Raw genomic sequence first — 24,863 nt, 5'->3', positions numbered from 1 at the left:
TCACACCGCTTCCGCCTCGATGAGCGACGCCGGTGACGGGGTCGGCAGGATGCGGTTCAGCTTGAATCCGGCCCGGGAGAAGAGGCCTTCGAACTCCTTGGCCGTACGCTCCCTTCCGCTCACCAGCATGAGCATGACGATGTCCACCTCCACGCCCGGGTGCGGGTCCCCGTTGTCGGGCAGGACCGTGTCGACCACGAGGAGCCGCTTGCCCGGGGCGGCGACCCGGCGGATCGAGCCCAGAATGCGCAGGCAGTCCTCGTCGCTCCAGTCGTGCAGGACGCGCTTGAGCAGGTACACGTCGCCGCCGGCCGGTACCTCCGAGAAGAAGTCGCCGCCCGCGACGCTCCAGCGTCCCCGTACCTCCTCGGTGTCGAGCACGTGGTCGGCCACGGTGTCCGGCTGGTCGAAGAGCACGCCTGTCAGGCCGGGTTCGCCGCTGAGCACCGCGCGCAGGAATCCGCCCCGGCCACCGCCGACGTCGACCACGGTGCCGCTGCCGGGAAACGGATAGCTTCCCGCGATGAGCTCGTCGCCCCGGCCGGACATGACGTTCATCCCGGTGTCGAAGAGCTGCTGAGCGGCGGGCGAGCCTGCCAGGTGGGTGAAGAACGGGACCTTGTAGGCGGCCTCGAAGGGTGTCGTGCCGGTCCGCACCGTGTCCGGAAGTCCGTCGGCGGCCCGGCGGAACATCTCGTCGGTGATCAACAGAGCCAGCGCGTGCTGCGAGCCGGGCACATCCGTACGCAGCGCCTGGCCCGCCTCGGTCAGCCCGAACGTGCCCTTCTCGTCCTGGGTGAAGAGCCCGTGCATCGCCAGCAGACGCAGGACGCGCCGCAGGGAATCGGCGTGCAGGCCGGCACGCTCGGCGAGATCGTCGGCCGTGCGGGGAGTTTCGGCCAGGTGGTCCGCGATGCGGTGTACGGCCACGGCCCGGACCGCAGCCGAGTAGACGTGGCTGAAGAGGAGTTGGTTCAGCGGTGAGGGGCTGGGGCCGCTCTGGTGATCCGAGCTGGTGGCCAACGATCCGCTCCTGTCGTCAGGGGACGTTTGCCTTCATCATCACAAAGGCTTGCCTCCCCCATCGCCCCAATTCCGCGCCGTGCCCCGGTGCGGATGGCCCGGGGCACGGGGACGTCAGGTCGGCCCCGTCCAAAGATGCCTGACGGGGACGGTTCGAAGCCGTAGAGCGCCTTGGCGTCGGCGTGCGCGGCCTCGTGCCTGTCGTCGGGACCCGGGTGGACAGCGACGCCCGACCGACCCGCCGGCCGGCCCCGGCCGCTGGGGTTCCCGGCCGGAACTCGACCCGCCGCGGTGGGCACTCACCTGCTACAAAGGCCTCCCACCCGCTTCGCGAACTCAAGGATGGCGTCATGAGTGCCGATGTGCTGGACCGGCTCGGCGCCGGCAAGTACCTCCTCGTCACGACCTACAAGAAGGACGGCACCGCCGTCGCCACCCCGGTGTGGGTCGTCCGGGACGGCGACGCCCTGGTGATCTGGACGGTCGCCGACTCGTGGAAGGTCAAGCGCATCCGCAACCGGCCCGAGATCCTTGCCGGGCCCTGCGACGTGCGCGGCAACCCCACGGGAGAGCAGCACCCGGCGACCGCGGTGATCGGCGACGCGGCCGCCACCGACGCCTGCCGGGCGCTGCTGCGCCGCAAGTACGGGGTGCTCGGACGGCTCACCCTGCTCGCCAGCCGGCTGCGGCGCGGCACGAGCGGCACGGTGGCCGTCCGGATCACCCTCGACGCCTGATCGGGTTCCTCACGGTCCCGAGACCAGGTTGGCCACATTGCTCGCGGAGTTGGAGGGTCCTCCGCTGTTGTTGATGACATGGCCGATGGTTCCGGTGCCCCCGAGGGAGACCGTCACCATGTCGTGGAAGCGGACCCCGGACGCGGTGGGTGCCTCGAAGGCCCGGTCGGCGACCACCGAGGGGTCGGCGCTGAAGTAGCAGTAGCTGCCGAGCCCCCAGGCTTCGTGGCTGGTCACATTGCTCGCGACCTTGTACGCGTCGTAGCCGCGCGTCGAGCCGTTCATCCAGGAGCCCTGGCCGGGCGGGTCGTACGGCATCTCGTTCTGGAAGAAGTAGGTGCGGCCGCCTTGGCCGTTCCAGATGACTTGGTGCTGCTGGTAGTGCTCGACGAACAGGCCGTACATGGTGACGTTGTTCCCGTTGACGGTCAGCCCGTTGGCGGCGGTGTTGCTGGTCCAGCCGACGCCGCTGCCGTGGTCGGCCCGCCACAGCCACATGTGGTCGCCGATGACGTCCGAGCTGTTGACGACGAGGCTCTGGGTCGCCTTGCCGACACCGGCGCCGCCGATGCGGAAGAACACGTCGTGCAGCGAGGTCGGGTCCGTGCTGTGCCGGGCGGTCGCGCCGCTCGGGCCGACCCGCATCAGGGTCGCCGAGTTGGTGGCGCCCGCGTCGATGAGGAGACCGGCCACGTTCACGCCGTCCACGTCGGCCACGTCCATCGCGGTGATGCCGTTGTCGGGGACGAGGGTGGCAAGTCCCAGGCCGAGCACGACGGTGTCGGGCCGGGTGACGTCCAGGGTCTGGTCGAGGTGGTAGACACCGGGTGTGAACAGCAGGTTCTTGCCCTGTGCGAGGGCTTGGTTCATGTCACCGGCGGTGGCGCCCGGCTTCACCATGAAGAAGGTGTCGATCCCCAGCGAGCTGCCGGGCTGGTTGCCGCCCGCCCAGGTCGTGCCCTGGGTGTTGGTCCGCGGGGCGGGCACGAACACCTTGTACGCGCCCGCGCCGTCGACGTACAGGAAGGGCTTCTCGCGGGTCACGGGTGACTGGGCGACGGTGGTGTAGGGCGGGTTGGGGAAGGTATTGGCGGGGGCGTTGACGTCGCCGACGAACACCATGTTCCAGTTGGCGCCGCTCCAGCTGCCCCACTGGGTGTTGCGCGAGAGCCACTGCTGCTGCGAGCCGGAGCGCACCTGTCCGTCGATCTTCGAGTCGGCGATGAACCCGCCGCTGGACCAGCCGCCGTCGTCGAGCTGGAGGTCGCCGCGTACGTGCATGCGGCGGTAGGGCGCCGCCTGTGACACGGCCCAACGGTCGCCGCCGCCGGTGGGGTTGACGGACAGGTTCTCGGCGGAGCGCCAGAAGTTCTGGGTGGCGTTGCCCTGGAACCAGTCGGCTTCGGCGTGCACAGCGCCGTTGATGGTGACGTCGTCGGGCGAGAGGCCGAGCCCGGCGACCTGCGTGTAGAAGCCGACGTTGGCGTCGGCGGAGTACGTGCCGGGTTTGAAGAGCAGGGCGTAGCGCTGGGCGCCGAACTGGTTCTTCTCCTGCTGGGCGAAGACCTGGTTGAGCCGGCCCTGGATGGTGGAGGCGGACATCGACGGGTCGAAGACCGTGACGTTCGGCCCGAAGTCCGGTGTACCGGCGGGCGGTTGGGGGTCGCCCGGGGCGTCCAGGCTGAAGGACTGGGCCGCGGTTCCGTTGCAGGCGTACTGCTGCATGCGGGCGCCGTCCGCCGTCGAGGCGCCCGGCACGTCGAGGCATTTGCCGCTGTTGCGGTTGACGAAGTGGTAGGTGCCGCCCGCCTCTTGGACCGGCAGCCACTGCTGGTTGGCGCCGCCGCCGTACGACCACAGCTGGACCGGGGCGGAGTCGGCGGCCGAGACGTCCGTGACGTCCCACGCCTTGCTCGCGTCACTGCGGTTGTCGACGCGCACATAGCCATCGCCGGTGGCCTGGAACCGCCACTGCTGTGCGGTGCCCGCGTTGCAGGCGTACTGCTGGACCGCGGTGCCGTCGGCGGTGCCCGCCGCGGCCGCGTCCACGCACTTGCCGCTGTGCTTGGCGGTCACCGTGACCCAGCCCGTCGGCAGGGCCGCGGCCTGCGCGGTGGGGGTGAGGGCGGTCGCGGAGACGAGGGAGGCGAGCAGGGCGCCGAGGGCGAGCAGCGGGGTGGTCCGGGTTCTGGGGTGCGGGGGCCGGGTGGGGGATCCGGAAGTTCTCATACGTCCATCCTGTACCGCGGGGTGCACGGAGTAAGTGGGGGGTGTACGGGAGGGGTTACGAGATGCGGGAGGGCGTCACAAGTGACGCGAGGGGTTCACGTCTTTCTTCAAGGCGTGAAGTTATGAGTCCCCGGCAGGCCCGTCAAGAGTTCAGGTACGGAAGAAGTTCCGGTACGCGGGACGGGTGGCTGGTAGCTTGACGCGTCCGGAAGTCGCGTTCGCAGGGGGACGATCAGCAGTGCACAGGTTCTTGCGTACCACCGGCCTCGCCTCCATGGGGCTCGCCGGTGTCCTTCTCACCTCGGGGTGCAGCAGCGGCGGCTCGGACAAGGCCTCCGACAGGCCGTCGTCGGGCAAGGGGCCGGCGGCGGGCAGCTCGCCCGCCAGGACGCCCGCCGGGCCGGGTTCCTCGACTCCCGCTCAGGGCACGGGACATGGCACCCCGCCCGCGGCAGGCGGCGGTATCGACGGCGACTGGGTCGCCGTGACCCAGGGCAAGCCCGTCGCCCTCGTAGTCAAGGGCAAGAACGCGTCCGTGCTCGGCGAGCACCTGTGCAGCGGAACGGCGAACAGCGCCGCCGGTTCGGCGACGCTGCTGCTCAAGTGCCCGGACGGCAACACGGCCCGCACCAAGGGCACGGCCAAGCTCAACGGCTCGACCCTGGAGGTCAGTTGGGACGGCGGAGGCAAGGACGAGTTCACCCGGAACAAGACGTCCCGCTGAGGTCCCTGCGTCCCGTCCGCTCAGGCGTCGGCGAGCTGAACCTCTTCAGTGGCGTGAACTCTCTTACACACAGGCCGAGTTGAGAGTGCGGAGCCGAGCGCCTGGTCGAGGTCGCGCCACAGGTCCTCGACGTCCTCCAGACCGACCGACATGCGCAGCAGTCGGTCGCTGACGCCACAGGAGGCGCGGTCGCCCTCGGGGACGATGCGGTGGCTGATCGACGCCGGGTGCTGGATGAGGGAGTCGACGCTGCCGAGGCTGACGGCCGGGGTGATCAGGCGTACCCGGGCGATCACGTCGTGCGGGTCGGTGAGCGTCTCGAAGGCCACCATGGCGCCGCCCACCTTCGGGTAGTGGACGCGCAGCACGCGGGGGTCGGCGGCCAGGCGTGCCACGAGTTCGGCGGCGGTCGCCGAGGCCGCGCGCACCCGGACGGGCAGGGTCGCGAGGCCCCTCAGCAGCAGGTAGCCGGCGAGGGGGTGCAGGACGCCGCCGGTGGCGAAGCGGATCTGGCGCAGCCGGCGGGCGAAGGCCTCGTCGCACGCGACGACTCCGCCGAGCACGTCGCCGTGGCCTCCGAGGTACTTGGTCGCGCTGTGCAGCACGAGGCGGGCGCCGCTGTGTGCGGGGCGCTGGAGCACCGGGGTCGCGAAGGTGTTGTCGACGAGCAGCGGCACCGTGCCGCAGGCCTCGGCGAGCGCCTCCAGGTCGACCTCGGCAAGGGTCGGGTTGGCCGGGCTCTCCACCATGACCAGGGCGGTGTCGGGACGGATCGCGTCCGCGGCGCCCGCCGGGTCGGTCCAGGTGACCTCGCTGCCGAGGAGCCCGGCGGTCAGGAGGTGATCGCTGCAGCCGTACAGGGGGCGTACGGCGACGACGTGGCGCAGGCCCGTGGCGTGCTGGGCGAGCAGCACGGCGGACAGGGCCGCCATTCCGCTGGCGAAGGCGACGGCCGCCTCGGTGTCCTCCAGGCGTGCCAGGGCCGCCTCGAAGCGGGCGACGGTGGGGTTGCCGAGCCGGCCGTAGACCGGCGGGCCCTCGGGGGCCTCGCCGGTCGCGGCGAAGGCGTCGATACGGGCCGCTTCGCCCCTGCTGTCGTACGAGGGGTAGGTGGTCGACAGGTCGATCGGCGGGGCGTGCAGGCCGAGGGCGGCGAGGTCTTCGCGGCCCGCGTGCACGGCGAGGGTGTCCACGGCTGTGGCGTCCACGGGGGTGGTGTCGGCGTCCATGGGCCCACTGTGAACAGTCACCGGGCCCCGGGAGCCGTACCCCGTGTTACGTTCGGGCCATGGCCGAATCCGTCGTACTGGACCCGGTGGATCTGCACATTCTGCGCCTTCTGCAGAACGATGCCCGCACGACCTACCGCGATCTCGCCGCCGAGGTCGGTGTGGCGCCCTCCACCTGCCTGGACCGTGTCGCGCGGCTGCGGCGGACCGGGGTGATCCTGGGCTATCAGCTGCGGGTGGATCCGGCCAAGCTGGGCCGGGGGCTCCAGGCGCTGCTGTCCGTGCAGGTGCGTCCGCACCGGCGCGATCTGATCGGTCCGTTCGTGGAGCGGGTCAGGGCGCTGCCGGAATCGCGGTCGCTGTTCCATCTGACGGGCCCCGACGACTACCTGGTCCACGTGACCGTCGCCGACACCGCGGATCTCCAGCGGCTCGTCCTGGACGAGTTCACCTCGCGGCCGGAGGTGGCCCGGGTGGAGACCCGGCTGATCTTCCAGCAGTGGGACTGCGGGCCACTGCTGCCACCGGCCTAGGACCGGTTCCGGGCCCCTGCGCGGGAGGCTCGGAACCGGTCGGCGGGCGTCAGCGCGCGTCGGCCTTCAGGAGGTCGGCGCACTTCTCGCCGATCGCCATCGTGGTGATGCACGGGTTGACCGTGACGAGCTCCGGCATGACCGAGCCGTCGCAGACCCGCAGCCCGTCGATGCCCTTGACGCGCAGCCGGGCGTCCACGGGCGCCATCGCGTCGTCGTCGGCGCCCATCTTCACCGTCGAGGCAGGGTGGTAGACGGTGTTGTGGGTCTTGCGGATGTAGTCGAGCAGCTCGTCGTCCGTCCGCACGTCGGGGCCCGGGGCGAGCTCGGCGCCCGCCCAGCCGCTGAGCGCGGGCTGCGCCGCGATCTCGCGGGCCAGCTTCAGGCCGTACGTCATGACCCGCTCGTCGTGCTCGTGCGTGAAGTAGCGGGGGTCGACCATCGGCTTGTCGCGGTAGTCGCGGGTGCGCAGGCGCACGGTGCCGCGCGACTTGGCCTGCGTCACGTTGGGGGTGAGGCAGAACGCGTTCTCGGTGGTGGGGTAGCCGTACCGGGCGGTGTTCATGTCGAACGGCACCTGGCCGTAGTGGAACATCAGGTCCGGGCGCTCCAGGCCGGGCTCGGTGTCCGCGAAGATGCCGATCTCCCACCACTGGGTGGAGGCCGTCGTCATGGGCTGCTTGGCCTCCCACATGATGACGCCCTCGGGGTGGTCCTGGAGGTTCTCGCCGACGCCGGGGGCGTCGACGAGGACGTCCACGCCGACCTCGCGCAGGTGGGCCGCGGGGCCGATGCCGGACAGCATGAGCAGCTTCGGGGTGTCGATCGAGCCGCAGGACACGATGACCTCGCGCCGGGCGGTGACCGTACGGGTGTGGATGAGGTCCGGGTCGAGGTACTCGGCGCCGGTGCAGCGGCGGTTCTCGTCGATGACGAGCTTCTTGGCGCGCACCCCGGTGCGCACGACGAGGTTGGGCCGCTGGTCCATCACCGGGTGGAGGTAGGCCACCGAGGACGACTGGCGGATGTTGTTCTCGTCCGAGTTGATCTGGAACCAGTTGGCTCCGCGGATCACGGTCCTGCCGTCGTTGAACTGCGTGGTGGGGATGCCCTGCTGGGCGCACGCCTCAAGGAGGGCCGCGCCGCACGGGTCGGCCGACTTGACGTTGCGGATCTTCACCGGGCCGCTGCGCCCGTGGTGGTCACCGGGGGCGTCGTTGGTCTCCAGGCGCTGGTACAGCGGGAAGATGTCGGCCGCTCCCCAGCCCGAACAGCCCGCCGCCTCCCAGGCGTTGAGATCCTCTGCGGGTGCCCAGAAGGCGATGCAGGAGTTGTGCGAGGAGCAGCCGCCGAGCACCTTGGCGCGGGCGTGCCGCATGAAGCTGTTGCCGTGGGACTGCGGCTCGACGGGGTAGTCCCAGTCGTAGCCGGATTCGAGCAGGCCCATCCAGCGGTCGAGCTTGAGGACATTGTCGTCGCCGACGTCGGAGGGACCTGCCTCCAGGACGCACACCGTGACCGAGGGGTCCTCGCTGAGCCGGGCCGCGACCACGTTGCCCGCCGTGCCGCCGCCGACGACGACGTAGTCGAACTCCTCGGTGCGGACGGGGGATTCAGTGGGAGGTATGGACATGGGTGTCTGACTCACTTTCGGATTCCGATGCGGCATGGCTCGCGAGGACGCCGGTGCGGTGGCGCTGGACGAACCAGTAGTAGGCGAAGCCGCCGAGCAGGACGGCTCCGACGAAGAGGAAGGCGCCCCAGCGCAGGTACCAGTGGTAGGGGGCGGTGGCGTTGTAGACCTCGGCGCGCGGCCAGGCGAGGTTGACGGTCATGAAGCCGCCCCACACCACACCGACGATGTTCACCGGCAGACCCCAGCGGCCGAGCGTGAACTTGCCGTCGCCGGCCGGGGTCCACTTGCCGCGCAGCCGGGCGATGAGCATCGGCGTGGTGACCAGGAGGTACGCGACGTAGATCATGATGATGCCGATGCTGGTGACCACCGAGAAGATCTGCGGCTGACGGATGTTCACCAGGAGGATCACCAGGGCGAGTACGCCGATGACGACGGCGGGCAGCACCGGGGTCTTGAAGCGGGGGCTGACCTTCGCCATCAGGGACGCGGCGGGCAGGTTGTTGTCCCGGGACATCGCGAACGCGAGGCGGATGGCGGCGGTGTGCACGGCGAGCGCGCACACGGTGACCGCGATCAGGACGCACCAGAGCATCAGCTTGCCGCCGGTGTCGCCGAGCACGTCGAGCACGACGTACTGGAGGCCGTCGGTGGTGATGCCCTTGCCGTCGAGGCTGCTGACGCTCATCAGGGCGAGGATCAGGATCAGACCGCCGAGCACGAACGAGGCGAGCAGGGCCCGCAGGATCGCGCGCGGCGCGTTGCGGGACGGGTCGACGGACTCCTCGCCGAGCGAGGCTGCGGTGTCGAAGCCGTACATCACGTACGCGGAGGCGAGCGCGGCGGTGAGGAAGGCGCCCATGTAGCCGAAGCTGCCGCTGCCTCCGTGGCCGTGGGTGTCGAGCACGACGGAGGGGCCGCGGACGACGTGGACGGCGAACAGGACGATCAGGACGACGGTGGCGACGAGTTCGAGGAAGACGCCCGCCGTGTTGATGCGGGCCATCAGTTTGACGCCGAAGGCGTTGACCAGGGTGGTGAAGAGGATCAGCGCCGCGGCGAGGATCACGGCGTTCGTGGCGACGTCGTAAGTGCCGGTGCCGTCGCCGACGATCTGGAAGACCTTGGAGATCTGCGGCAGGGTCGCCTGGTAGGCGAGCGCCACCGCGGCGATCGACACGATCGAGGCGACCAGCATCATCCAGCCGGCCAGCCAGCCGACGTGCGGGCCGCCGAGCTTCTTGGCCCAGTTGTAGACCGAGCCGGCCACCGGGTACTTGGCAGCGAGTTCGGCGAAGCACAGCGCGACCATCAGCTGGCCGACGAAGACCAGCGGCCAGGACCACCAGTAGGCGGGGCCGCCGAAGCCGAAGCCGAAGTAGAACAGCTGGAAAGTGCCGGTGAGGATCGAGATGTAGCTGATACCTGCGGCGAAGGTGTGGAAGTTGCCGAGGGTGCGTTTGAGTTCGGGTCTGTAGCCGAACTCCCGGAGTTCGGCGTCATCCTTCGTCATGCTCATGACCAGACTCCAAGTAGGCAGGGGTGCAGGAGGGGCACGGGGCGGTGACCGGCCGTCCGCGGGGAGCGGCCGGTCAGGGTCGGCGGCTCAGCTCTCGAACCACCGCTGGGGTCCGGGGGCCGTGTTGCGCCAGATGTGCTTGGTCTCCTGGTACTCGGCCAGGCCCGCGGGCCCGAGCTCCCGTCCCGTCCCGGACTGCTTGTAGCCGCCCCATTCGGCCTGCGGGACGTACGGGTGGAAGTCGTTGATCCATACGGTGCCGAGCCGAAGGCCGGCCGCGACGCGGCGGGCCCTGGACTCGTCGGTGGTCCATACCGCGCCGGCCAGGCCGTAGATGGTGTCGTTGGCCAGGCGCACGGCCTCGTCCTCGCCGGTGAAGCGCTCGACGGTCAGGACCGGCCCGAAGGACTCGTCCCGCACCACGCTCATGCCCGCCCGGCACTCGTCGAGGATGGTCGGCGGGTAGTAGTGACCGCCTTCCAGATCAGGGGAGTCGGGCCGCTCGCCGCCGCAGCGCAGCAGGGCGCCCTCGGCGATGCCCGCGGCGACATAGGCCTCGACCTTGTCGCGGTGGGCGGCGGAGATGAGCGGTCCGGTCTCGGCCCGCTCGTCGAAGGGGCCGCCGAGCCGGATCAGCCGGGCGCGGCGCACGAGCTCGTCCACGAAGCGGTCGTGCAGCGCGTCCTCGACCAGGAGCCGGGTGCCGGCCGAGCAGACCTGCCCGGAGTGCAGGAACACGGCGGTCAGCGCGTTGTCCACGGCGGCGTCGAAGCTCGCGTCGTCCTTCGCCACATCGGCGAAGACGACGTTGGGGTTCTTGCCGCCGAGTTCGAGCGCGGTCTTCTTCACGGTGGGGGCGGCGGCGGCCATGATGCGGCGGCCGGTCACGAGCCCGCCGGTGAAGGAGACGAGGTCGACGTCGGGATGCTCGGCGAGCGGCGCGCCCGCCTCGGCGCCCGCACCGAGCACCAGGTTGGCGACGCCCGCCGGGAGGCCCGCCTCGTCGAGGAGCTTCATGAGGTGGATCGCGGTGTGCGGGGTCAGCTCGCTGGGCTTCAGAACGAAGGTGTTGCCCGCGCCGATCGCCGGGGCGACCTTCCAGGCGGTCTGGAGCAGCGGGTAGTTCCACGGCGTGATCAGCCCGCAGACACCCACCGGCTCCTGGACCACGCGGCTGTCGACGACCGGGTTCCCGGTGTCGACGACGCGGCCCGCGCCCTGCGCGACGACGAGGGCGGCGAAGTAGCGGAAGCAGTTCGCGATGTCGTCCATGTCGTAGCGGGACTCGACGAGCCGCTTGCCGGTGTCGAGGGACTCGGCCCGCGCGAGGAGTTCCTTGTCCCGCACGAGCAGGTCGGCGACGCGCTGCAGGAGCGCACCGCGCTCGGCCGGTGCCGTCCTCGGCCACGGGCCGTGGTCGAAGGCGGCACGGGCCGCGGCGATGGCGGCGGCGGTGTCCTTGGGACCCGACTCGTCGACGGTGGCGACCAGGGTGCCGTCGGCCGGACACCGGATCTCACGGGTCCGCCCGTCGACGGCGGCGGTCCACTGGCCGTCGATGAAAAGCTCGGGCATGGTTCGGGTCCTCCGATGGGGTGCTGGGACAGGGCCATCTCCGCCCCTGCCCCGGCATGCGGGGAACATGCCGAAAAAATCACCCGAAGTGACGGGCCTCACTTTCCGTGGTCTGCGCAGGTCAGAGACGTGCACGCAGTCACATACGGTCACGCTTGGTGAATCACGAACGCCCACGGGTCACTTCACGTACGGAATATGAGACCGAACTGCCGGTCCGGGGCCGCTTGTGCATACTGGCGCGTCGACAATTGATCACTTCCAACCCCCGCGGGAGCAGCCATGGTTGACCGGGCCAGCAGCACAAGGGCCGCCTTCAAGGCGGTCGTCGAAGTCGGTCCGGACGCGCTCGACCAGGCGCGGGCCGCCGAGGCCGCGCTCCAGGAGGCGATCGCTCCGGCGGCCGGGGACTTCGACTTCGGGGCCGTACGGTCGGCCGCGCGGGCGCTGCCGAACAGCTCCGTCGTCAAGATCATCCCCGGTTTCGGTCTTCAGGAGACCGCTCCGGTGCAGGTCATGGTCCTCACGCTGAAGCAGGCGGTGCGCCAGGCGCTGGTCGAGCCGTTCGAGAACCCGGCGTTCTGGGACCGGGCCGACGCCGCGCTGGCCCAGGTGTTCCTCGGCCTCGGCGAGCAGGAGGGGGCGGCACACCTCGCCTTCCAGGACGCCGCGGACGGCACCCGCTACTTCTACCACCTGCTCTTCGCGCTCCAGGACGAGGAGACCGGCGGCCACCTGTACGTCGTCGCCTTCCGGGTCGAGGTGAGCGTGGGCGCGGACAGGGCGAAGCTCCTGTCGCTGGGCGCCGAGGACACCGCGGCGGTCACGATCCGCCTCGATGCGATCAGCGTGCGGCAGGAGCTCGCCGCCACGGCCTGACGCCGTCCGTCACACGGGCAGCGCCCAGGTCTGGTTGGCCTGGTGGTCGCCGCAGGTCCAGGTGTCGAGCTTGGTGCCGCTCGCCGTGCCGCCTCCGTAGACGTCGAGGCAGAGCCCGGATCCGGCGTTGACCAGGGCGCCGTCCTGGTCGGCGGTCCACCGCTGGGCATCCGATCCGGTGCAGGCCGAGAGGGTGGCGGCGCTCCCGGCGTTGCTGCCGCTCCCGGTCAGGCACTTGCCGAGGGCCCGTACGGTGTCGTCGCCGGACAGGGTCCAGCGCTGGTTGGCGTTGCCGGTACAGGGATACAGGATCACCGGAGTGCCGTTGGCGGTGCCGCTGTTGGACACGTCCATGCAGTTGGCGCCGTTGCCGGTGACCTGGCCGGTGGGCACGGCGGGGGCGCAGCCGCCGTCCGGGGTGAGCCGCCAGATCGCGGTGCCGTGCGCGGGCACGGTCGCGGTCAGCGCGGAGGACGTGGTCGAACTCGCCCCGCTCCAGAGGTCCTTGGCGCTCACCTCGCAGCCGGGCAGGCCGATCGAGGCGAGCGTGGTGGAGACGGTCCGCGCGGATGAGGACCGGTTGAGCACGGCGACGGCCCGGTCGCCGTTCGCCAGCGGTCGGGCCAGCACGTCGGTGGTGCCGTTGGTGGCGACCACCCCGGCCTGCCGTCCGAGGCTGTCCTGGTCGATGGCGACGAGGGCGGTGTTGCCCAGGGCCGCGAGTCCGGCCGGGCTGAGGGCGGCCACATCGGAGGAGAGGATCAGCGGGGCGGCCATCATCGACCAGAGCGCCACCTGGCTGCGCGATTCGTCGGCGGTCAGGCCGGGCGCCCCGGCGAGCACGAAGTCGGGGTCGTTCCAGTTGCCCGGCCCGGCGTAGCGGCCGATCCAGCGGTTGTAGCCGTAGTTGGTCAGCACGCTCGACCAGCGGCTCGTGCCGGGCTTGTCCGGGTCGTACGTCGCGATGTCGTAGCCCTCGCGCCAGAGCTGGCCGTCCTTACCGACCCACGAGAGCACGGAGAACCAGTCGGGGTTGCCCCATTCGCCGGTCTGGAAGTAGGCGGGCGCCGATTCGGAGAAGACGATGTCGCGGCCGACGTCCGCCAGGGCCGCGGCCTCGGCGTCGTACGCCTGGCGGTAGGCCTGTTCCTTCGTCTGGCCGGGGGCCGCATACAGGTTGCAGCCGTCGAGCTTGAGGTAGTCGACGCCCCAGGAGGCGAAGGTGGCGGCGTCCTGGGCGAAGTGGTCGGGGCCGCCGCCCTGGGGCTGTCCGCTGCCGGGGTAGCCGCCGCACGTGCTGGAGCCGGCGTCCTCGTAGATCCCGAACCGGAGGCCGCGGGCGTGCAGGTAGTCGCCGAGCCAGGCCATGCCGTGCGGGAACCGCACCGGGTCCGCGACGAGTTCGCCCGCGCTGCCCCGGCTCTTGGTCATCCAGCAGTCGTCCACGGTCAGCGTGTTGTAGCCCTTGGCGGCGAGGCCCTTGGAGACCAGGGCGTCGGCGTTGTGCACGACGGTCTGTTCGCTGATGTCGCACATGTAGTGCGCCCAGTTGTTCCAGCCCATCGGCGGGGTGGCCGCGAGCGGCCGGCTCTGGGCGGGGGCGGCCGCGGGCTTCGCGGGGGCCGGGGAGGCCAGGGCCCCGGTCGCGGTCAGCGGGACGGCCAGGAGCGCGGCCAGCAGAGCGGCGGCTCTGCGGCGGCGCGTGGGAAGTGACGGCACGACAGATTCCTTCCTGGCCCGGCCGGTCGGGGCCCGGGCGGGATGCGTCGAAGGGCAGGGGAAGGTGCCGATCCCGCCGGCACGAGCCTGCCGGAGGGCACCCGCCAGTGCAGTACTGATGCTCGTATCTGTCAATGGCTCCCATCGAACGAGCAGAAACAAGCATCCGCCGCCGCCCGCACCGAGCCCGGCATTGCCCCGGCGTGTCCGGGATCGGGGCGCCCGCGGCCGCCGACGGGCCCGTACGGGCTTCCGCGGGCCGGACACTTCGACGGTCCAACTGCCGTGCATATCAGGGAAGTTGGACCGGAACTTCTACGGTGCGACCACGCCCGCCTCCTGGGCGAGCAGCCCGGCCTGGGTGCGATTGGCGCATTCCAGTTTGTCGAGCATGCGCGACACATAGCCTTTGACGGTCGCCTCCGACAGATAGAGCCGTGCCGCGATCTGCGCGTTGGAGAGCCCCTCCCCCAGACCCACCAGGACCTCGGCCTCGCGCTCGGTCAGCTGCGCGACGCGTTCGCGCGCCCGGTCGCGGGCCGACAGGCCGTCGGTCGAGGCCGCGATCAGCCGCCGGGCGGCGGCGGGCGAGAGGACGGTGTGCCCCTCGGCGGCCACCCGGACGAGCCCGATGAGATCCTCCGGCGGGGTGGACTTCACCAGGAACCCCGAGGCCCCGGCGCGCAAGGCCCGCAGGACGTACTGGTCGGCGTCGAACGTCGTGAGCACCACGATGGGCGGCGCGTCGGCGCGCCGGGCCAATTGCTCGATGGCGGCGATCCCGTCCATGCCCGGCATGCGCAGATCCATGAGGACGACATCGGGCCGGTGGCTCAGCACCGCTTCCACGCCCGCCGCCCCGTCGTGCGCCTCGGCGACGACCTCGATGTCGGCGGCCGAGCCGAGGATCGTCCGGAGGAATCCGCACACCATCGGCTCGTCGTCCACCACAACCACTCGGACCACAGATCACACCACCGATTCCGCTGTCGGTACGAAGGCGGGAAGCACGGCCTCGACGCAGAACCCGCCGTCCGGTTCGGGTCCGGCCCGCAGGCTTCCGTGCACGAGTTCTATCCGTTGGCGCAGTCCGGCGATGCCGAGGCCCGAACCGGTGCGTGCCAGCTCGCTGTTGGGCCCGCCGCTTGGCCGGGTGTTGCGCACGGCGACCCGTACCCGCCTCTCGTCGTACTCCACCTCGACGGTGACACGCGCCCCGGGGGCGTGCTTGTGCACATTGGTCAGCGCCTCGCGCACGGTGCGGTACGCGGTGCGGCCGACCACCGGTGAGGCCAGCGACCGGTCGCCCCGCTCGGCCAGTTCGACGGGCACGCCCGCCGCCGTCGACTCGGCGACCAGCGCCGCGAACCCGTCGAGCGAAGGGGTAGGGTCGTCCTCCGGTGCGGTGCGCAGAATGCCGACCAGGTCCCGCAGTTCCTCCAGGGCCTGGCAGCCGGCCGCCCGCAGTTCCTCGGCAGCGCGCCGGGTCGCCTCGTCGCAGGCGGTCACGCGCAGCGCGCCCGCCTGGAGCACCATGAGGCTGACCCGGTGGGTCACCACGTCGTGCATCTCACCGGCGAGACGGGCGCGTTCCTCGGCGCACGCCCGCTCGGCGAGCAGATAGCGCTCCCGCTCGGCCCGCTCGGCGCGCTCGGTCAGGGCGCACACCAGGCGCCTTCGCGCGTCGAAGTACAGGGCGAGCAGCGGGCCGACGGCCGTGCGCAGCAGGCCGATGGTGATGACCGTGAGGGACGGCTCCCAGGCCCTGGCCACGATCAGCGTGAAGATGCCGAGCGCGAGGAACGCGGTACGCCGGTTGCGGGCGTTCTTGCCGTAGAAGACCGGCCCGTACGCCGCGAGGGCCGTCGAGAACGGTGCCCATACGTTGTCCGGGTTCGCGGGCGTCAGCGCGTGCGCGGGCGAGATCAGCAGGGTCACGGCGAGGGTGAAGGCGCCGAGGACCGCCACCACCGTCAGCGGGGCCCGGCGGCGGGCCACCAGCGAGAGGCCGGCGAGCGCCTGCAGGCCGAGGAGCGTCCACGCGAGGGCACCCGGCCGCTCGGGCCACCAGGTCGCGCCGGTCAGCGTGAGAGCGATGTCGCCCAGGGCGAAGCAGGAGGCGAGCGCCGCATCCACGGCGAGCGGATGCCGACGGTGCCACGGTCCGTCACTCATGCGGCTTACGGTAGGTCATCCCCGGGCGGGGGATCGCGACAGCAGACCTTCCGGTCCGGGCACACCCTACGAAAGTCGCATGCCGCCCCGGGCGGCCCTTCTTTCGTCGCCCCGGAACCCGACCGCCCGCCCTGCCGCCCGGCACCCGCTCGGCGGTGGAATCGACCCATGGAAACGCATCAGGGCAGGACCACCGCGGCCCCCGGTCTCGGGCGCTACGCGATCGACCCGGCCGACTCGACCGTCACCTTCCGGACCCGGCACGTGTTCGGGCTCCTTCCGGTGAGCGGCAGCTTCGCGATCCGGTCGGGGACCGTCGACATCGCCGAGCCGCTCGACGCGTCGGGCGTCCGCGTCGAGATCGACACGGCGAGCTTCAGCACCGGCAGCCGGCAGCGCGACACCGTCGTGCGCTCGCCGCGCTTCCTGGACGCCGACCGCCACCCGCTGATCATCTTCACCGCGGACCGCGTCGACGGCACGACCGTGCCCGGCACGCTCACCGTGTGCGGCATCGCCCGCCCGCTGAGCCTGTCCATAGAGGAGTCCGCCTCGTCGGCGGCGGTGTTCACGGCCGTCGCCACGACCCGCGTCGACCGCACCGCGTTCGGGGTGACGGCGTCCCGCGGCATGGCTGGGCGCCATCTCGACATGACGGTACGGGTCCGGTGCGTACGGCCGTGACGCCGGCCTGCGTACGGCCGTGACATCGGCCGAGGATCAGCCGGGTCCAAAAGCGCTGGCCGGAACGACGAGCCTCTGGCAGGGTCCCGTTCCGTGACGCACAGCGACAACATCGAGATCAGCACCCTCGCCGAGCGGCCCGAGCTGGCCGGCCGGCTCTACGACATCAGCGACACATGGCCCGAGTTCATAGCCCGGGACCTGGTCGGCTACGCCCTGCTCGGCCGGGTGCCCGAGGAGTTCCCGCAGTACTGCGTGGTGGCGACCGAGGGCGACCGGCTGATCGCCCGCGGATACAGCGTCCCCTTCAACGCGGCGCTCGACGGCCGCGAGGAGATGCCGGACCGGGGCTGGGACCAGGTGCTCGCCTGGGCCTTCGACGACCTCCGGCGCGGGCGTCCGGTGACGACGGCGAGCGCGCTGGAGATCACGATCGACGTCGGCCGTCTCGGGCGCGGCCTGTCCCATCGCATGCTGGCCGCGATGGGCGACGCCGTGCGGCGCCAGGGGCTCGGCGCGCTGGTGGCGCCGGTGCGCCCCACGGCCAAGCACCTCCAGCCGCGGGTGCCCATGGCCGAGTACATGCGTCAGGTCAGGGACGACGGGCTGCCCGCCGATCCTTGGCTGCGGGTCCATGTCAGGGCCGGCGGCACCATCGAGAAGGCGGCCGCCGCGTCGATGACGGTGACCGGGACGGCGGCCGAGTGGCGCCGGTGGACCGGCCTTCCCTTCGACCGGGACGGCGAGGTCGAGGTGCCGGCCGCCCTGGTCCCGGCGCACTGTGACACCCGTCACGACCGCGTCAGCTATGTGGAACCCAACGCCTGGGTACGCCACGGCCTGCGACCCTGAATCGAGGCGCCCGGTCGGGCGGTGCCGGGCCGGGTGCGGCGGGAACGCTCCGCACCCGCCGTTGACGGGCCGATCACTTTCACAAGATTTGTAAGATTAATCCGGAACCCATTGGCCACTCTTGCCCATCCCGTCTGGTGAACGACACAGGCATGCCCTTGGGCGACAGAACCATCCGGAGCGATCGCAATGACCAACCCCCGCAACGGGGCCTACCAGTCTCGGGGCCACCGCCGGGCCAGCCGCGCCAAGCGCTGGATACTCGGCGTGGTCTCGCTCGTCGTGCTCGGCCTGATCGCGTGGCCCGTCCTGAACTACTTCGACGTCTTTTCGGACAAGGGCGACGCGATCAGCTTCGGGCAGGACGGCGGCGCGGGCGGCGACAAGCCGGGCGGTGGATCGGGGAAGGCAGCCAACTCCAAGGTGCTCATGCCGACCGGTCCGGAGGCCAAGTTCACCGTGTCCGGCACGGTGCCCGAGGACGGCAGCAAGATCGCCGTGACGACCCTCGAAGGCAAGAAGTCCGGCTTCAAGGGCAAGGTCTGGGTCTGGGTACCGCCCCAGTACAAGGACCCGCAGTACGCCCAGAGCGGCTTCCCCGTGATGGTCGCGCTGCCCGGCGGCGCCGGTTACCCGAGCAACTACTGGATGGGCACGGACCTCAAGCTGGAGGCGAGCATCTCCAAGTGGTCCCAGGAGCGCAAGAGCCTCCCGTTCATCCTCGCGATGCCGGTCCTGAACCCCCACCCGGACACGGGCGGCCTGTACTGGGACGCGAGCGACATCCCGGGTGAGCCGAAGATGGGCACCTGGCTCACCGAGGACGTGCCCGACCTCATCAAGGCCAACTTCCGTACGGTCAAGTCGCGTGACGGCTGGGCCTTCATGGGCTCCTCCACCGGCGGCTTCGCGGGCCTCAAGAGCGTGCTGCAGAAGCCGGACCAGTTCAAGGCGGTCATCGCCTCCGGGCCCGACATCGTCCCCGACTCCCGCCTGTGGGCCGGGCACGACAAGGAGAAGGCGGAGAACAACCCGAACCTGCTCGCCCAGAAGCTGATCGACGCGAAGCACCCGGACGTCTATCTGGCCTTCCAGGTCGGCACCGTGGGCTCCGACGCGCAGGCCAAGCCGAAGATCGAGGAGTTCATCAAGAAGTTCGGCAACAAGGGCCCGGTCAAGACGAAGCTCAGCGTCATCCAGGGCGGCGATCACAACGCCAAGACGTATGTGCCGAACATGGCCAACGGCGGGCTCATCCAGTGGATCAGTGATCACATGCAGGGCCCCGAGCCCTCGGCCTGACCCACCCCTTCTCACACCGCGGAGCCCCTGCCGTCCGGCGGGGGCTCTCGCGTACCCGGGGTCCTTCGGATGCAGGAATGCGGCCGAACACCCGCCGCAGACCACGGTGATCCCAGCCGCCCGGAACTACCGTTCGTTGGTCAGGTCGTGGACCCACGCCGCCCGGCGCATGGGCCTCGGTACGAACGGAGGAGCGGGCGTGGGGAATTCAGCGATCGGCGCGGACGGGAGCCCACAGACCGAGGGCGAGGAGCCGGACGGACCGCGCCGCGCGAAAGCGGGGAAACACCGCTCCTTCTGGAAGGAGCTGCCGATCCTCATCGTTGTCGCGCTGGTGCTCGCGCTCCTCATCAAGACGTTTCTGGTGCAGGCGTTCTCCATCCCGTCCGAGTCCATGGAGAACACGCTGCAGGTCGGCGACCGCGTCCTCGTCGACAAGCTGACGCCCTGGTTCGGCGCGGAGCCCGCGCGCGGCGAGGTCGTCGTCTTCCAGGATCCCGCCAACTGGCTTGCCGGAGAGCCGACTTCGGAGCCGAACGTCGTCCAGAGGGTCCTGTCGTTCGTCGGGGTCATGCCCTCGGCCAACGAACACGACCTGATCAAGCGGGTCATCGGGGTCGGCGGCGACACCGTGGAGTGCAAGGGCACCGGTCCCTTGAAGGTCAACGGCAAGGCGCTCGTCGAGCCGTACGTCAATCCCAGCGGCACGCCGTGCTCGGTCGACACCGAGGGCGGCCAGTTCAAGGTGACCGTGCCCAAGGGGAAGATGTGGGTGATGGGCGACAACCGGCAGCACTCCGCGGACTCCCGCTACCACCAGAGCGACAAGACCCACGGGTTCGTCCCGGTCGACGATGCCGTGGGCCGCGCCTTCGTGGTCGCCTGGCCGGTCTCCCGCTGGGCGACCCTGCCCGTCCCCGACACCTTCGACCAGTCCGGCATCAACACGGCGGCCGCCCTCGCACCGGGTGCCCTCTCCCTCATGGGTGCGGTGCCCGCGGTGCTGGTACGTCGGCGGCGGACCGGCGGTCGCCGCGGCTGACCGGCCGGCTTCAGCGGGCCGGGGTCGCGGCCGGCGGCTCGGGCCCTCGGGGTGCGGTGCCGCGTGACGGCGCCCCTGTCACCGGGCCCGCCGCGGGCTTCGACGGGTTCGGGGCGGGCGGCGCCTCGCTCCGCGACTTCGAGCGGTCGACGGACGGGGAGCGGGTGGGCGGCGGCGACGGCACAGGGCCGGGCGTCTTGGACGGGGCAGGCGTCGGCGGAGGCTGGACCGGACCCGGCGAGTCGGCTGGCAGCGGGCGCTGTTCGTCGTGGCCGGAGGTCAGCGTGACGTAGCCGACCACCACGGCGGCGGCCGTGGCGAGCCCGGCCAGCGGCAGGGCGAACCGGCGCAGCCGCAGCCGGGCCAGCGGGGTGCGGTGCAGATGCGGTCCCGGTGGGTCGGCGGGCCGCAGATCCGCGAGGGTGATGCCGTCCGCGCGGGCGGCGAGCGCCCCGCGCAGCCGCCTCTCGACCGGACGCTCGGGGGTTTCGGGCCCGCTCCAGTGGCCGCTCATGCCCGTGCCTCCAGGATCTTCTCCAGCGAGTCGAGGGCCCGGCTCGCGATGGACTTCACCGCGCCCCGGCTGATGCCGAGGGTGGTCGCGATCTCCGCCTCCGTGAGGTCGCTCCAGTACCGCAGGACGAGCACCTCGCGGCGGCGTACCGTCAACTGCCCCAGTGCGGCGAGCACTTCACGGTGTTCCTCGTCGAGGACGACGCGTTCCTCCGCGGAGGGTGCGTCGGGTATGTGGGGCGGGGTGTAGCCGCGGGCCGTGCGGCGTCGGCGCAGCACGGAGCGCGAGGCGTTGACGACGGCGGTGCGCAGATAGGCGAGCGCGTTGTCGACCTCGTCGATGCGCTCGCCGTGGCGCCGGTACAGCGCGGTGAACGCGTCCTGCACGACGTCCTCGGCACTCGCCCGGTCGTCCACCAGCATGACGGCGAGATGCACCATCTTGAGGCGGTGCGCGTGGTAGAGCTCGCTGACGGTCGGCGGCGCCGCCCCGGGACGGCGGGCGTCGCCGAGCCGGCTCCGGCCGAACGCTTCCGCCCGTCTGTCGTCGGGTGCGGTGCGGCCCCGGCGCAGCAGTCCGCGCCACCAGGGCGCGAGTCGGCTCGGGGCGAAGGGGGCCGGATGCAGTGCGGCGATGTGCTCCATCAGTTCCTCGGTACGCGGGCGTGGCCCCGCCCTGGTCGTGGGCGGGGCCGTGGGGTGCCTCAGAGCCTGGGTCTCAGTGCTGTTGCCGCCGCCGTACGGCGTAGACGGTGCCGGCGCCCGCGAGGATCAGCGCGCCGGCTCCGGCGCCCATCACGGCGTTGGCCGTGGACGAACCAGTATGGGCCAGCTCCTTCCGGTCCGAGGGAGCGGGGGCGGCGGCCGGTGCGGCGGGCTCGGCCTCCGTGCCGGGCGCCTCCACGCCGGGCGTCGCCGGGCTCTTCGGTTTGGCGGTCGGGGGTGCGGCCTCGGGTCGTGCGGCCGACGGCTGGGCCGGCTGCTTGCCCTCGCCCGCGCGCTTGACCGGCGAGGCGGGGGCGGCGTCCGGTTCGGCCATCTCGGCCGGGGCGGGGCGCTTCGGCTGGGTGCCCGGCCCGTCCGCGTACGCCGGGCCGGCGAGCGCGGGGGCGGCGAGCGCGGGGGCGGCGAGCGCGGGGGCGGCGAGGGCGAGGAGCAGGCCGGTCGCCGCGGCGGCGCCGGCGAGACGGCGGGGGCTGCGGGAGGCGGGGCGGTCGGGACGGTGCTGGGGGACGGTCACGTTGTGCATCTCCACGGTCGGCAAGGCGGCGCGCTGATTGCGCCTTCACCCCTGACGACGTGCGGCGGCCACGGGGGTTGCCGCTCGTCCCGAAAAACTTCCGGGGCGGGTGATGCCTCTCGGCCCCGGGCACGGGAACGGCTCCGGCCGGCGTGGTGCAGCGCGCCGGCCGGAGCCGTCATGTCGGGGAAACTCGGGCCGCGGGAGGTTCAGCAGGTGCCCTCGTCCTGCCAGACCCCCCACTCCCCCGTGGTCCCGGGCTCCTCGTTCTGGGTCCACCACTTGGCCTTCCACTTGTGGCCGTTGTGGGAGACCTCGTTGCCCTGCGTGTAGACCGCGCCCGAGCTCCAGGCCGCCACGGCGCAGGTGCCGCCCGGCGAGGAGGGCGGCGCGGAGGACGGCGGGGGCGAGTTGGGCGGGGTGGCTCCGGCGAACTTCACCGAGTACTTGGCGAAGTCCCAGGACGCCTGCGGAACGCTGCTGCACGTGCCCGACGTCGTGCCGTTGTTGTCGGGCGGGCTGCACTGCCGGTCCCGGTTGAGGGACCAGAAGGTGAAGCGGGCCATGCCGTGGCCGGTGGCGTAGTCGAGCACCGTCTGGAAGTCGGTCTGCGAGAAGTACTCGCCCGAGTCGCTGCGGCCGTTCATCCCGGAGAAGCCCTCGTGGGCGTAGGCGGTCGCCGCGTCCCAGCCGAACGTCGACTGGAGGACGGAGTTGAAGTTGGTCAGCGCGCTCGTCTGGGCGGCGGCGCCGCTGAACCCGCCGTCGAACGGCATGATCGAGAAGTTGTCGGGCACAAAGCCCTGCGTCTTGGCCTCGTTCAGCATCTGCTTGCCGAACCAGCCGGTGCCGTCCGCGGTTCCGGCGGTGGTCACCGACACGTACAGGCCGGGGTTGTTCTGCTGGAGGATCTTGGCGGCGCCGATCTCGTGCGAGATGGCGGTGGTGTTCTCGTACTCCGGCTCTTCGAGGTCGAAGTCGATCGCCTTGAGCTGGTACTTGGTGATGACCTGCTGGTACGCGGCCGCGGTGGAGGCCGCGTCCGAGCAGCTCTGGCCGAGCTTGGTGCCGCCGTAGCCGCCGACGGAGGCCGAGACGTCGCCGCCCTTGGCGCGGATCGAGGAGATGACTCCGGCGACCGCGGTGTCGGAGGAGACGGGCGCCGTGCCGCCCCAAGTCGAGCTGCAGCCACCCCCGTTGGGGGCGAGGACGAACGCGAGCTGGAAGGCCTTGAGGCCGGTGGCGTCCATGATGGCGGAGGTGTCGGGCGGGTTGTTGTCCAGCGGCATCAGATAGGGCGCGGCCGCGTACCAGCGGCCGCCGAGCCCGGCCGCGTCCGCGGTCGCGCCCGAGGCATGACCGGTGACGAAGGCGGTGAGCCCGGCCGCTGCCAGTGCGGCGCTGGCGGCGCCGCAGAGGAGAGCACGAAGTGGCTTCATGTCGGGGTCTCCTGGGGGTGGGAGGGGCTCCCAGAATTGGGCGGTGGCCGGAACACGTCAACGACTTGGACTAGACCATTGCTGTTCCTTGAACAAAGGAATCAGGCCTCGGTGAACAGATGTGGCCACAAGGGGCGCACGGTGCGGCATATGCATCGGATTGCTGAGAATCCTGCGGCCGCCGTGCACATTCGGGGCATCGAATCGCTTTGCTGTAGATGGGAGCGAAGGTGCTCTCCGGCACCGGACCCCTGCGTTCCGGTGCCGCCCCCGACCGGAAGGAACCCGGGCCGGTGCACATCGAATTGACCCTTCAGGTACTCGCGGGAGCGACCGCCCTGCGCGTCTTCGCGGCGGACCTGCGCACCCTGTCCCGGCGCATCCTCGGCGCGGGCGTGCGGGGAGGCGCCGCCGAACTCGCCGAGCTGCGCAGCCGCCGCGCCGCGCGCCCCGCGGAGCAGCCCCGGCAAGGACGCCGATGATCCGTCAGTCCCCCGACCCGTGGAGCCGACAGGCCGTGCGCGAGGACCTGGCCGCCGCCCTGCCGGCGGGCTTCGTCGCCTTCTACTCGACCCATCACCGCGCCTATCTGCGGTACGCACACCTGCAGTTGGGCAGCCGGGCGCTCGCCGAGCAGGCCGTCGAGGACGTCTTCGTCCGGCTCGCCGTCCAGTGGCCGCACGTGCTGCGCCGGCCCGGCGTGCAGGCGTACGCGTGGGCGGCGCTCCAGGATGCGGTCACCGATCGGCTGCGTGTGCTCGCCCGCGACCGGGCGCTGGTGCAGACCGCCTCGTTCGCCGCCGCGCGCGACGCGCTGCGCTCGGAGATGGAGACGCTGGAGTCCGGCCTCGGCCTGTACGCGGCGATCGCCCGGCTGCCCGAGCGCCACTACGACGCGGTCGTGCTGCACTACGTGCTCGGCTACCCGCAGCGCGAGGTCGCCGAGGTGATGGGCATCTCGTACCCGACGGTCCGCTCCCATCTGCGCGGCGCCCGCAGACGCCTCGCGCGCGATCTGCGGCTCGCCTGGTTCACCGACGGCGAGGAGGCGTAGATGAGCACGGACCACATCGACCGCGTCCTGCTCGGTGCCGCCGTGCCGTGCGAGGAGTACGACGACTTCGACGCGCGGGCCGCCCTGGAGCGCATCGCGGGGCGGGTCCTGCGCGGTGCGGCCCGGGGCCCCGGCGCCTGGCTCCCCACCGCGGTGGCCCGGCACGTGCGGGCCGAGCAGCGGCTGCGCACCCTGTCCGCGCAGGTGCTGCGCGACAGGGCGGCCGTGGCGGCGATGGGCCTGCTCGTGGACGACGGCACGACGATCGAGCCGTACGGCGCGCTCGCCTTCGCCTGTCTGCTGCACCTCACCGACCGGGCGGAAGCCGCCCGGTTCTGGTGGCAGTTCGCGGCCGGCGCCGGCTCCCCCACCGCGGCGCACTGCCTGTATCTGCACCATCTGCAGTACAGCGAGCCGCACGACGCCCGGCACTGGCGGGAGCAGACCGAGGCCCTGACGGACAGCGCCTCGCCGGGCCCGTCCCACGGGCTCCACCCCATCGAGCACGAACCCCTGCTGCCGCAGCCCCGCAGCGGCCCGGCCTCCGCCGACAGCGTCCGGGAGGCCGTCGGCCCGCTGTCGCCCGGGGAGCTGTCGGCCCTCGCCGACCTGGTCCGCAGGCTCACCGCGTCCAGCGACCGCGACTTCGGCACGGTCGTGCGGCCGGACCCCGGGCTCGCCGCCGCCGGATGCCTGCCGTGTAGGCCGGACGGCACAAGCCGACCTGCGTGATGTCCGTTGTGTTCCTACGGTGGCCGA

General features: G+C 71.5%; 24 protein-coding genes. 11 read left to right on the top strand and 13 right to left on the bottom strand.

Translation table 11 applies throughout. The features are described 5' to 3' along the window. The gene (locus ACSHXC_RS34435; RefSeq protein WP_438295265.1) at nt 1-1,023 is read right to left on the bottom strand and encodes a methyltransferase; all 1,023 of its coding nucleotides are present in this window, start codon (nt 1,021-1,023) and stop codon (nt 1-3) included. A 350-nt stretch (nt 1,024-1,373) separates the two neighbouring features. On the opposite strand from ACSHXC_RS34435, the gene ACSHXC_RS34430 reads away from it, so the two are divergent. Then, the gene (locus ACSHXC_RS34430) at nt 1,374-1,760 is read left to right on the top strand and encodes a PPOX class F420-dependent oxidoreductase (RefSeq protein WP_438295264.1); all 387 of its coding nucleotides are present in this window, start codon (nt 1,374-1,376) and stop codon (nt 1,758-1,760) included. Between the two features lie 9 nt (nt 1,761-1,769). Here the strand turns inward: ACSHXC_RS34430 and ACSHXC_RS34425 are convergent, their stop codons facing one another. Beyond that, the gene (locus tag ACSHXC_RS34425) at nt 1,770-3,989 is read right to left on the bottom strand and encodes an RICIN domain-containing protein (protein ID WP_438295263.1); all 2,220 of its coding nucleotides are present in this window, start codon (nt 3,987-3,989) and stop codon (nt 1,770-1,772) included. A 238-nt stretch (nt 3,990-4,227) separates the two neighbouring features. Between ACSHXC_RS34425 and ACSHXC_RS34420 the strand changes: the two genes are divergently transcribed. Beyond that, nucleotides 4,228-4,713, top strand: coding sequence for a hypothetical protein (locus ACSHXC_RS34420; protein ID WP_438295262.1), 486 nt, complete (start codon nt 4,228-4,230; stop codon nt 4,711-4,713). A gap of 20 nt (nt 4,714-4,733) precedes the next feature. Here the strand turns inward: ACSHXC_RS34420 and ACSHXC_RS34415 are convergent, their stop codons facing one another. After that, nucleotides 4,734-5,942, bottom strand: coding sequence for a trans-sulfuration enzyme family protein (locus ACSHXC_RS34415; RefSeq protein ID WP_438295261.1), 1,209 nt, complete (start codon nt 5,940-5,942; stop codon nt 4,734-4,736). Nucleotides 5,943-6,001: 59 nt separating this feature from the next. Between ACSHXC_RS34415 and ACSHXC_RS34410 the strand changes: the two genes are divergently transcribed. After that, entirely contained in the window at nt 6,002-6,475 is a 474-nt protein-coding gene (locus ACSHXC_RS34410) for an Lrp/AsnC family transcriptional regulator (RefSeq protein WP_189960324.1), read from the top strand. Between the two features lie 49 nt (nt 6,476-6,524). On the opposite strand, the gene ACSHXC_RS34405 is transcribed toward ACSHXC_RS34410, so the two are convergent. The 3 genes from ACSHXC_RS34405 to ACSHXC_RS34395 all read right to left on the bottom strand — a co-directional run bounded on the left by ACSHXC_RS34405 (nt 6,525) and on the right by ACSHXC_RS34395 (nt 11,205). After that, on the bottom strand, nt 6,525-8,108 hold the full coding sequence (locus tag ACSHXC_RS34405) for a GMC family oxidoreductase (RefSeq protein WP_438295260.1): 1,584 nt from the start codon (nt 8,106-8,108) through the stop codon (nt 6,525-6,527). Further along, nucleotides 8,089-9,630, bottom strand: coding sequence for an APC family permease (locus ACSHXC_RS34400; RefSeq protein WP_438295259.1), 1,542 nt, complete (start codon nt 9,628-9,630; stop codon nt 8,089-8,091). Before ACSHXC_RS34400 ends, ACSHXC_RS34405 begins: the two co-directional genes overlap by 20 nt. A gap of 87 nt (nt 9,631-9,717) precedes the next feature. Continuing rightward, nucleotides 9,718-11,205, bottom strand: a complete 1,488-nt coding sequence (locus ACSHXC_RS34395) for an aldehyde dehydrogenase family protein (RefSeq protein WP_438295258.1) — start codon at nt 11,203-11,205, stop codon at nt 9,718-9,720. Between the two features lie 282 nt (nt 11,206-11,487). Between ACSHXC_RS34395 and ACSHXC_RS34390 the strand changes: the two genes are divergently transcribed. After that, the gene (locus ACSHXC_RS34390) at nt 11,488-12,084 is read left to right on the top strand and encodes a Type-2Aa cytolytic delta-endotoxin (RefSeq protein WP_438295257.1); all 597 of its coding nucleotides are present in this window, start codon (nt 11,488-11,490) and stop codon (nt 12,082-12,084) included. A 9-nt stretch (nt 12,085-12,093) separates the two neighbouring features. On the opposite strand, the gene ACSHXC_RS34385 is transcribed toward ACSHXC_RS34390, so the two are convergent. From ACSHXC_RS34385 to ACSHXC_RS34375, 3 genes are all read right to left on the bottom strand, one after another. Beyond that, nucleotides 12,094-13,803, bottom strand: a complete 1,710-nt coding sequence (locus ACSHXC_RS34385; RefSeq protein WP_438295256.1) for a ricin-type beta-trefoil lectin domain protein — start codon at nt 13,801-13,803, stop codon at nt 12,094-12,096. A 315-nt stretch (nt 13,804-14,118) separates the two neighbouring features. Further along, nucleotides 14,119-14,769 (bottom strand): response regulator, encoded by a 651-nt coding sequence (locus tag ACSHXC_RS34380; RefSeq protein ID WP_386002361.1) that lies wholly within the window; start codon nt 14,767-14,769, stop codon nt 14,119-14,121. Nucleotides 14,770-14,772: 3 nt separating this feature from the next. Next, nucleotides 14,773-15,978: a sensor histidine kinase gene (locus tag ACSHXC_RS34375; protein WP_438295255.1), complete on the bottom strand. Its 1,206-nt coding sequence runs from the start codon at nt 15,976-15,978 to the stop codon at nt 14,773-14,775. A gap of 168 nt (nt 15,979-16,146) precedes the next feature. Here ACSHXC_RS34375 and ACSHXC_RS34370 point away from each other — a divergent pair, with 168 nt between their 5' ends. The 4 genes from ACSHXC_RS34370 (at nt 16,147) to lepB (ending at nt 19,858) form a co-directional block, all read left to right on the top strand. Further along, the gene (locus ACSHXC_RS34370; RefSeq protein WP_438295254.1) at nt 16,147-16,662 is read left to right on the top strand and encodes a YceI family protein; all 516 of its coding nucleotides are present in this window, start codon (nt 16,147-16,149) and stop codon (nt 16,660-16,662) included. Nucleotides 16,663-16,755: 93 nt separating this feature from the next. Then, nucleotides 16,756-17,514, top strand: coding sequence for an N-acetyltransferase (locus tag ACSHXC_RS34365; protein WP_438295253.1), 759 nt, complete (start codon nt 16,756-16,758; stop codon nt 17,512-17,514). A gap of 189 nt (nt 17,515-17,703) precedes the next feature. Beyond that, complete coding sequence (locus tag ACSHXC_RS34360; protein ID WP_438295252.1) at nt 17,704-18,816, top strand: alpha/beta hydrolase; 1,113 nt, start codon at nt 17,704-17,706, stop codon at nt 18,814-18,816. 169 nt (nt 18,817-18,985) lie between these two features. Further along, nucleotides 18,986-19,858: a signal peptidase I gene (gene lepB, locus ACSHXC_RS34355; protein ID WP_438296999.1), complete on the top strand. Its 873-nt coding sequence runs from the start codon at nt 18,986-18,988 to the stop codon at nt 19,856-19,858. 10 nt (nt 19,859-19,868) lie between these two features. Here the strand turns inward: lepB and ACSHXC_RS34350 are convergent, their stop codons facing one another. From ACSHXC_RS34350 to ACSHXC_RS34335, 4 genes are all read right to left on the bottom strand, one after another. Next, nucleotides 19,869-20,372 carry a hypothetical protein gene (locus tag ACSHXC_RS34350; RefSeq protein WP_438295251.1) on the bottom strand — a complete coding sequence of 168 codons (504 nt, stop codon included), beginning with the start codon at nt 20,370-20,372 and terminating at the stop codon, nt 19,869-19,871. After that, entirely contained in the window at nt 20,369-21,016 is a 648-nt protein-coding gene (locus ACSHXC_RS34345; protein ID WP_438295250.1) for an RNA polymerase sigma factor, read from the bottom strand. Before ACSHXC_RS34345 ends, ACSHXC_RS34350 begins: the two co-directional genes overlap by 4 nt. 73 nt (nt 21,017-21,089) lie before the next feature. Continuing rightward, the gene (locus tag ACSHXC_RS34340) at nt 21,090-21,611 is read right to left on the bottom strand and encodes an LPXTG cell wall anchor domain-containing protein (RefSeq protein WP_438295249.1); all 522 of its coding nucleotides are present in this window, start codon (nt 21,609-21,611) and stop codon (nt 21,090-21,092) included. Nucleotides 21,612-21,820: 209 nt separating this feature from the next. Continuing rightward, the gene (locus tag ACSHXC_RS34335; protein WP_438295248.1) at nt 21,821-23,050 is read right to left on the bottom strand and encodes a carbohydrate-binding protein; all 1,230 of its coding nucleotides are present in this window, start codon (nt 23,048-23,050) and stop codon (nt 21,821-21,823) included. A 293-nt stretch (nt 23,051-23,343) separates the two neighbouring features. Between ACSHXC_RS34335 and ACSHXC_RS34330 the strand changes: the two genes are divergently transcribed. From ACSHXC_RS34330 to ACSHXC_RS34320, 3 genes are read left to right on the top strand one after another with little or no spacing between them, the layout of a single operon-like run. Beyond that, nucleotides 23,344-23,532 (top strand): hypothetical protein, encoded by a 189-nt coding sequence (locus tag ACSHXC_RS34330; protein WP_438295247.1) that lies wholly within the window; start codon nt 23,344-23,346, stop codon nt 23,530-23,532. Further along, nucleotides 23,529-24,104: an RNA polymerase sigma factor gene (locus tag ACSHXC_RS34325; protein WP_438295246.1), complete on the top strand. Its 576-nt coding sequence runs from the start codon at nt 23,529-23,531 to the stop codon at nt 24,102-24,104. Before ACSHXC_RS34330 ends, ACSHXC_RS34325 begins: the two co-directional genes overlap by 4 nt. Beyond that, nucleotides 24,105-24,836 carry a hypothetical protein gene (locus ACSHXC_RS34320; RefSeq protein WP_438295245.1) on the top strand — a complete coding sequence of 244 codons (732 nt, stop codon included), beginning with the start codon at nt 24,105-24,107 and terminating at the stop codon, nt 24,834-24,836. The last annotated feature ends 27 nt before the right edge of the window (nt 24,837-24,863 follow it).

It is taken from the genome of Streptomyces sp. HUAS TT7 (assembly GCF_051550175.1).
GTDB lineage: Bacteria > Actinomycetota > Actinomycetes > Streptomycetales > Streptomycetaceae > Streptomyces.
This window is presented reverse-complemented; position numbering and strand designations above follow the sequence as displayed.

Bases quoted from the DNA above. Each gene is read 5' to 3' on its own strand.
- ACSHXC_RS34430 (WP_438295264.1), top strand. From the start codon at position 1,374: ATGAGTGCCGATGTGCTGGACCGGCTCGGCGCCGGCAAGTACCTCCTC.
- ACSHXC_RS34425 (WP_438295263.1), bottom strand. From the start codon at position 3,989: ATGAGAACTTCCGGATCCCCCACCCGGCCCCCGCACCCCAGAACCCGG.
- ACSHXC_RS34415 (WP_438295261.1), bottom strand. From the start codon at position 5,942: ATGGACGCCGACACCACCCCCGTGGACGCCACAGCCGTGGACACCCTC.
- ACSHXC_RS34410 (WP_189960324.1), top strand. From the start codon at position 6,002: ATGGCCGAATCCGTCGTACTGGACCCGGTGGATCTGCACATTCTGCGC.
- ACSHXC_RS34405 (WP_438295260.1), bottom strand. From the start codon at position 8,108: ATGTCCATACCTCCCACTGAATCCCCCGTCCGCACCGAGGAGTTCGAC.
- ACSHXC_RS34400 (WP_438295259.1), bottom strand. From the start codon at position 9,630: ATGAGCATGACGAAGGATGACGCCGAACTCCGGGAGTTCGGCTACAGA.
- ACSHXC_RS34395 (WP_438295258.1), bottom strand. From the start codon at position 11,205: ATGCCCGAGCTTTTCATCGACGGCCAGTGGACCGCCGCCGTCGACGGG.
- ACSHXC_RS34390 (WP_438295257.1), top strand. From the start codon at position 11,488: ATGGTTGACCGGGCCAGCAGCACAAGGGCCGCCTTCAAGGCGGTCGTC.
- ACSHXC_RS34375 (WP_438295255.1), bottom strand. From the start codon at position 15,978: ATGAGTGACGGACCGTGGCACCGTCGGCATCCGCTCGCCGTGGATGCG.
- ACSHXC_RS34370 (WP_438295254.1), top strand. From the start codon at position 16,147: ATGGAAACGCATCAGGGCAGGACCACCGCGGCCCCCGGTCTCGGGCGC.
- ACSHXC_RS34360 (WP_438295252.1), top strand. From the start codon at position 17,704: ATGACCAACCCCCGCAACGGGGCCTACCAGTCTCGGGGCCACCGCCGG.
- lepB (WP_438296999.1), top strand. From the start codon at position 18,986: ATGGGCCTCGGTACGAACGGAGGAGCGGGCGTGGGGAATTCAGCGATC.
- ACSHXC_RS34350 (WP_438295251.1), bottom strand. From the start codon at position 20,372: ATGAGCGGCCACTGGAGCGGGCCCGAAACCCCCGAGCGTCCGGTCGAG.
- ACSHXC_RS34345 (WP_438295250.1), bottom strand. From the start codon at position 21,016: ATGGAGCACATCGCCGCACTGCATCCGGCCCCCTTCGCCCCGAGCCGA.
- ACSHXC_RS34335 (WP_438295248.1), bottom strand. From the start codon at position 23,050: ATGAAGCCACTTCGTGCTCTCCTCTGCGGCGCCGCCAGCGCCGCACTG.
- ACSHXC_RS34325 (WP_438295246.1), top strand. From the start codon at position 23,529: ATGATCCGTCAGTCCCCCGACCCGTGGAGCCGACAGGCCGTGCGCGAG.
- ACSHXC_RS34320 (WP_438295245.1), top strand. From the start codon at position 24,105: ATGAGCACGGACCACATCGACCGCGTCCTGCTCGGTGCCGCCGTGCCG.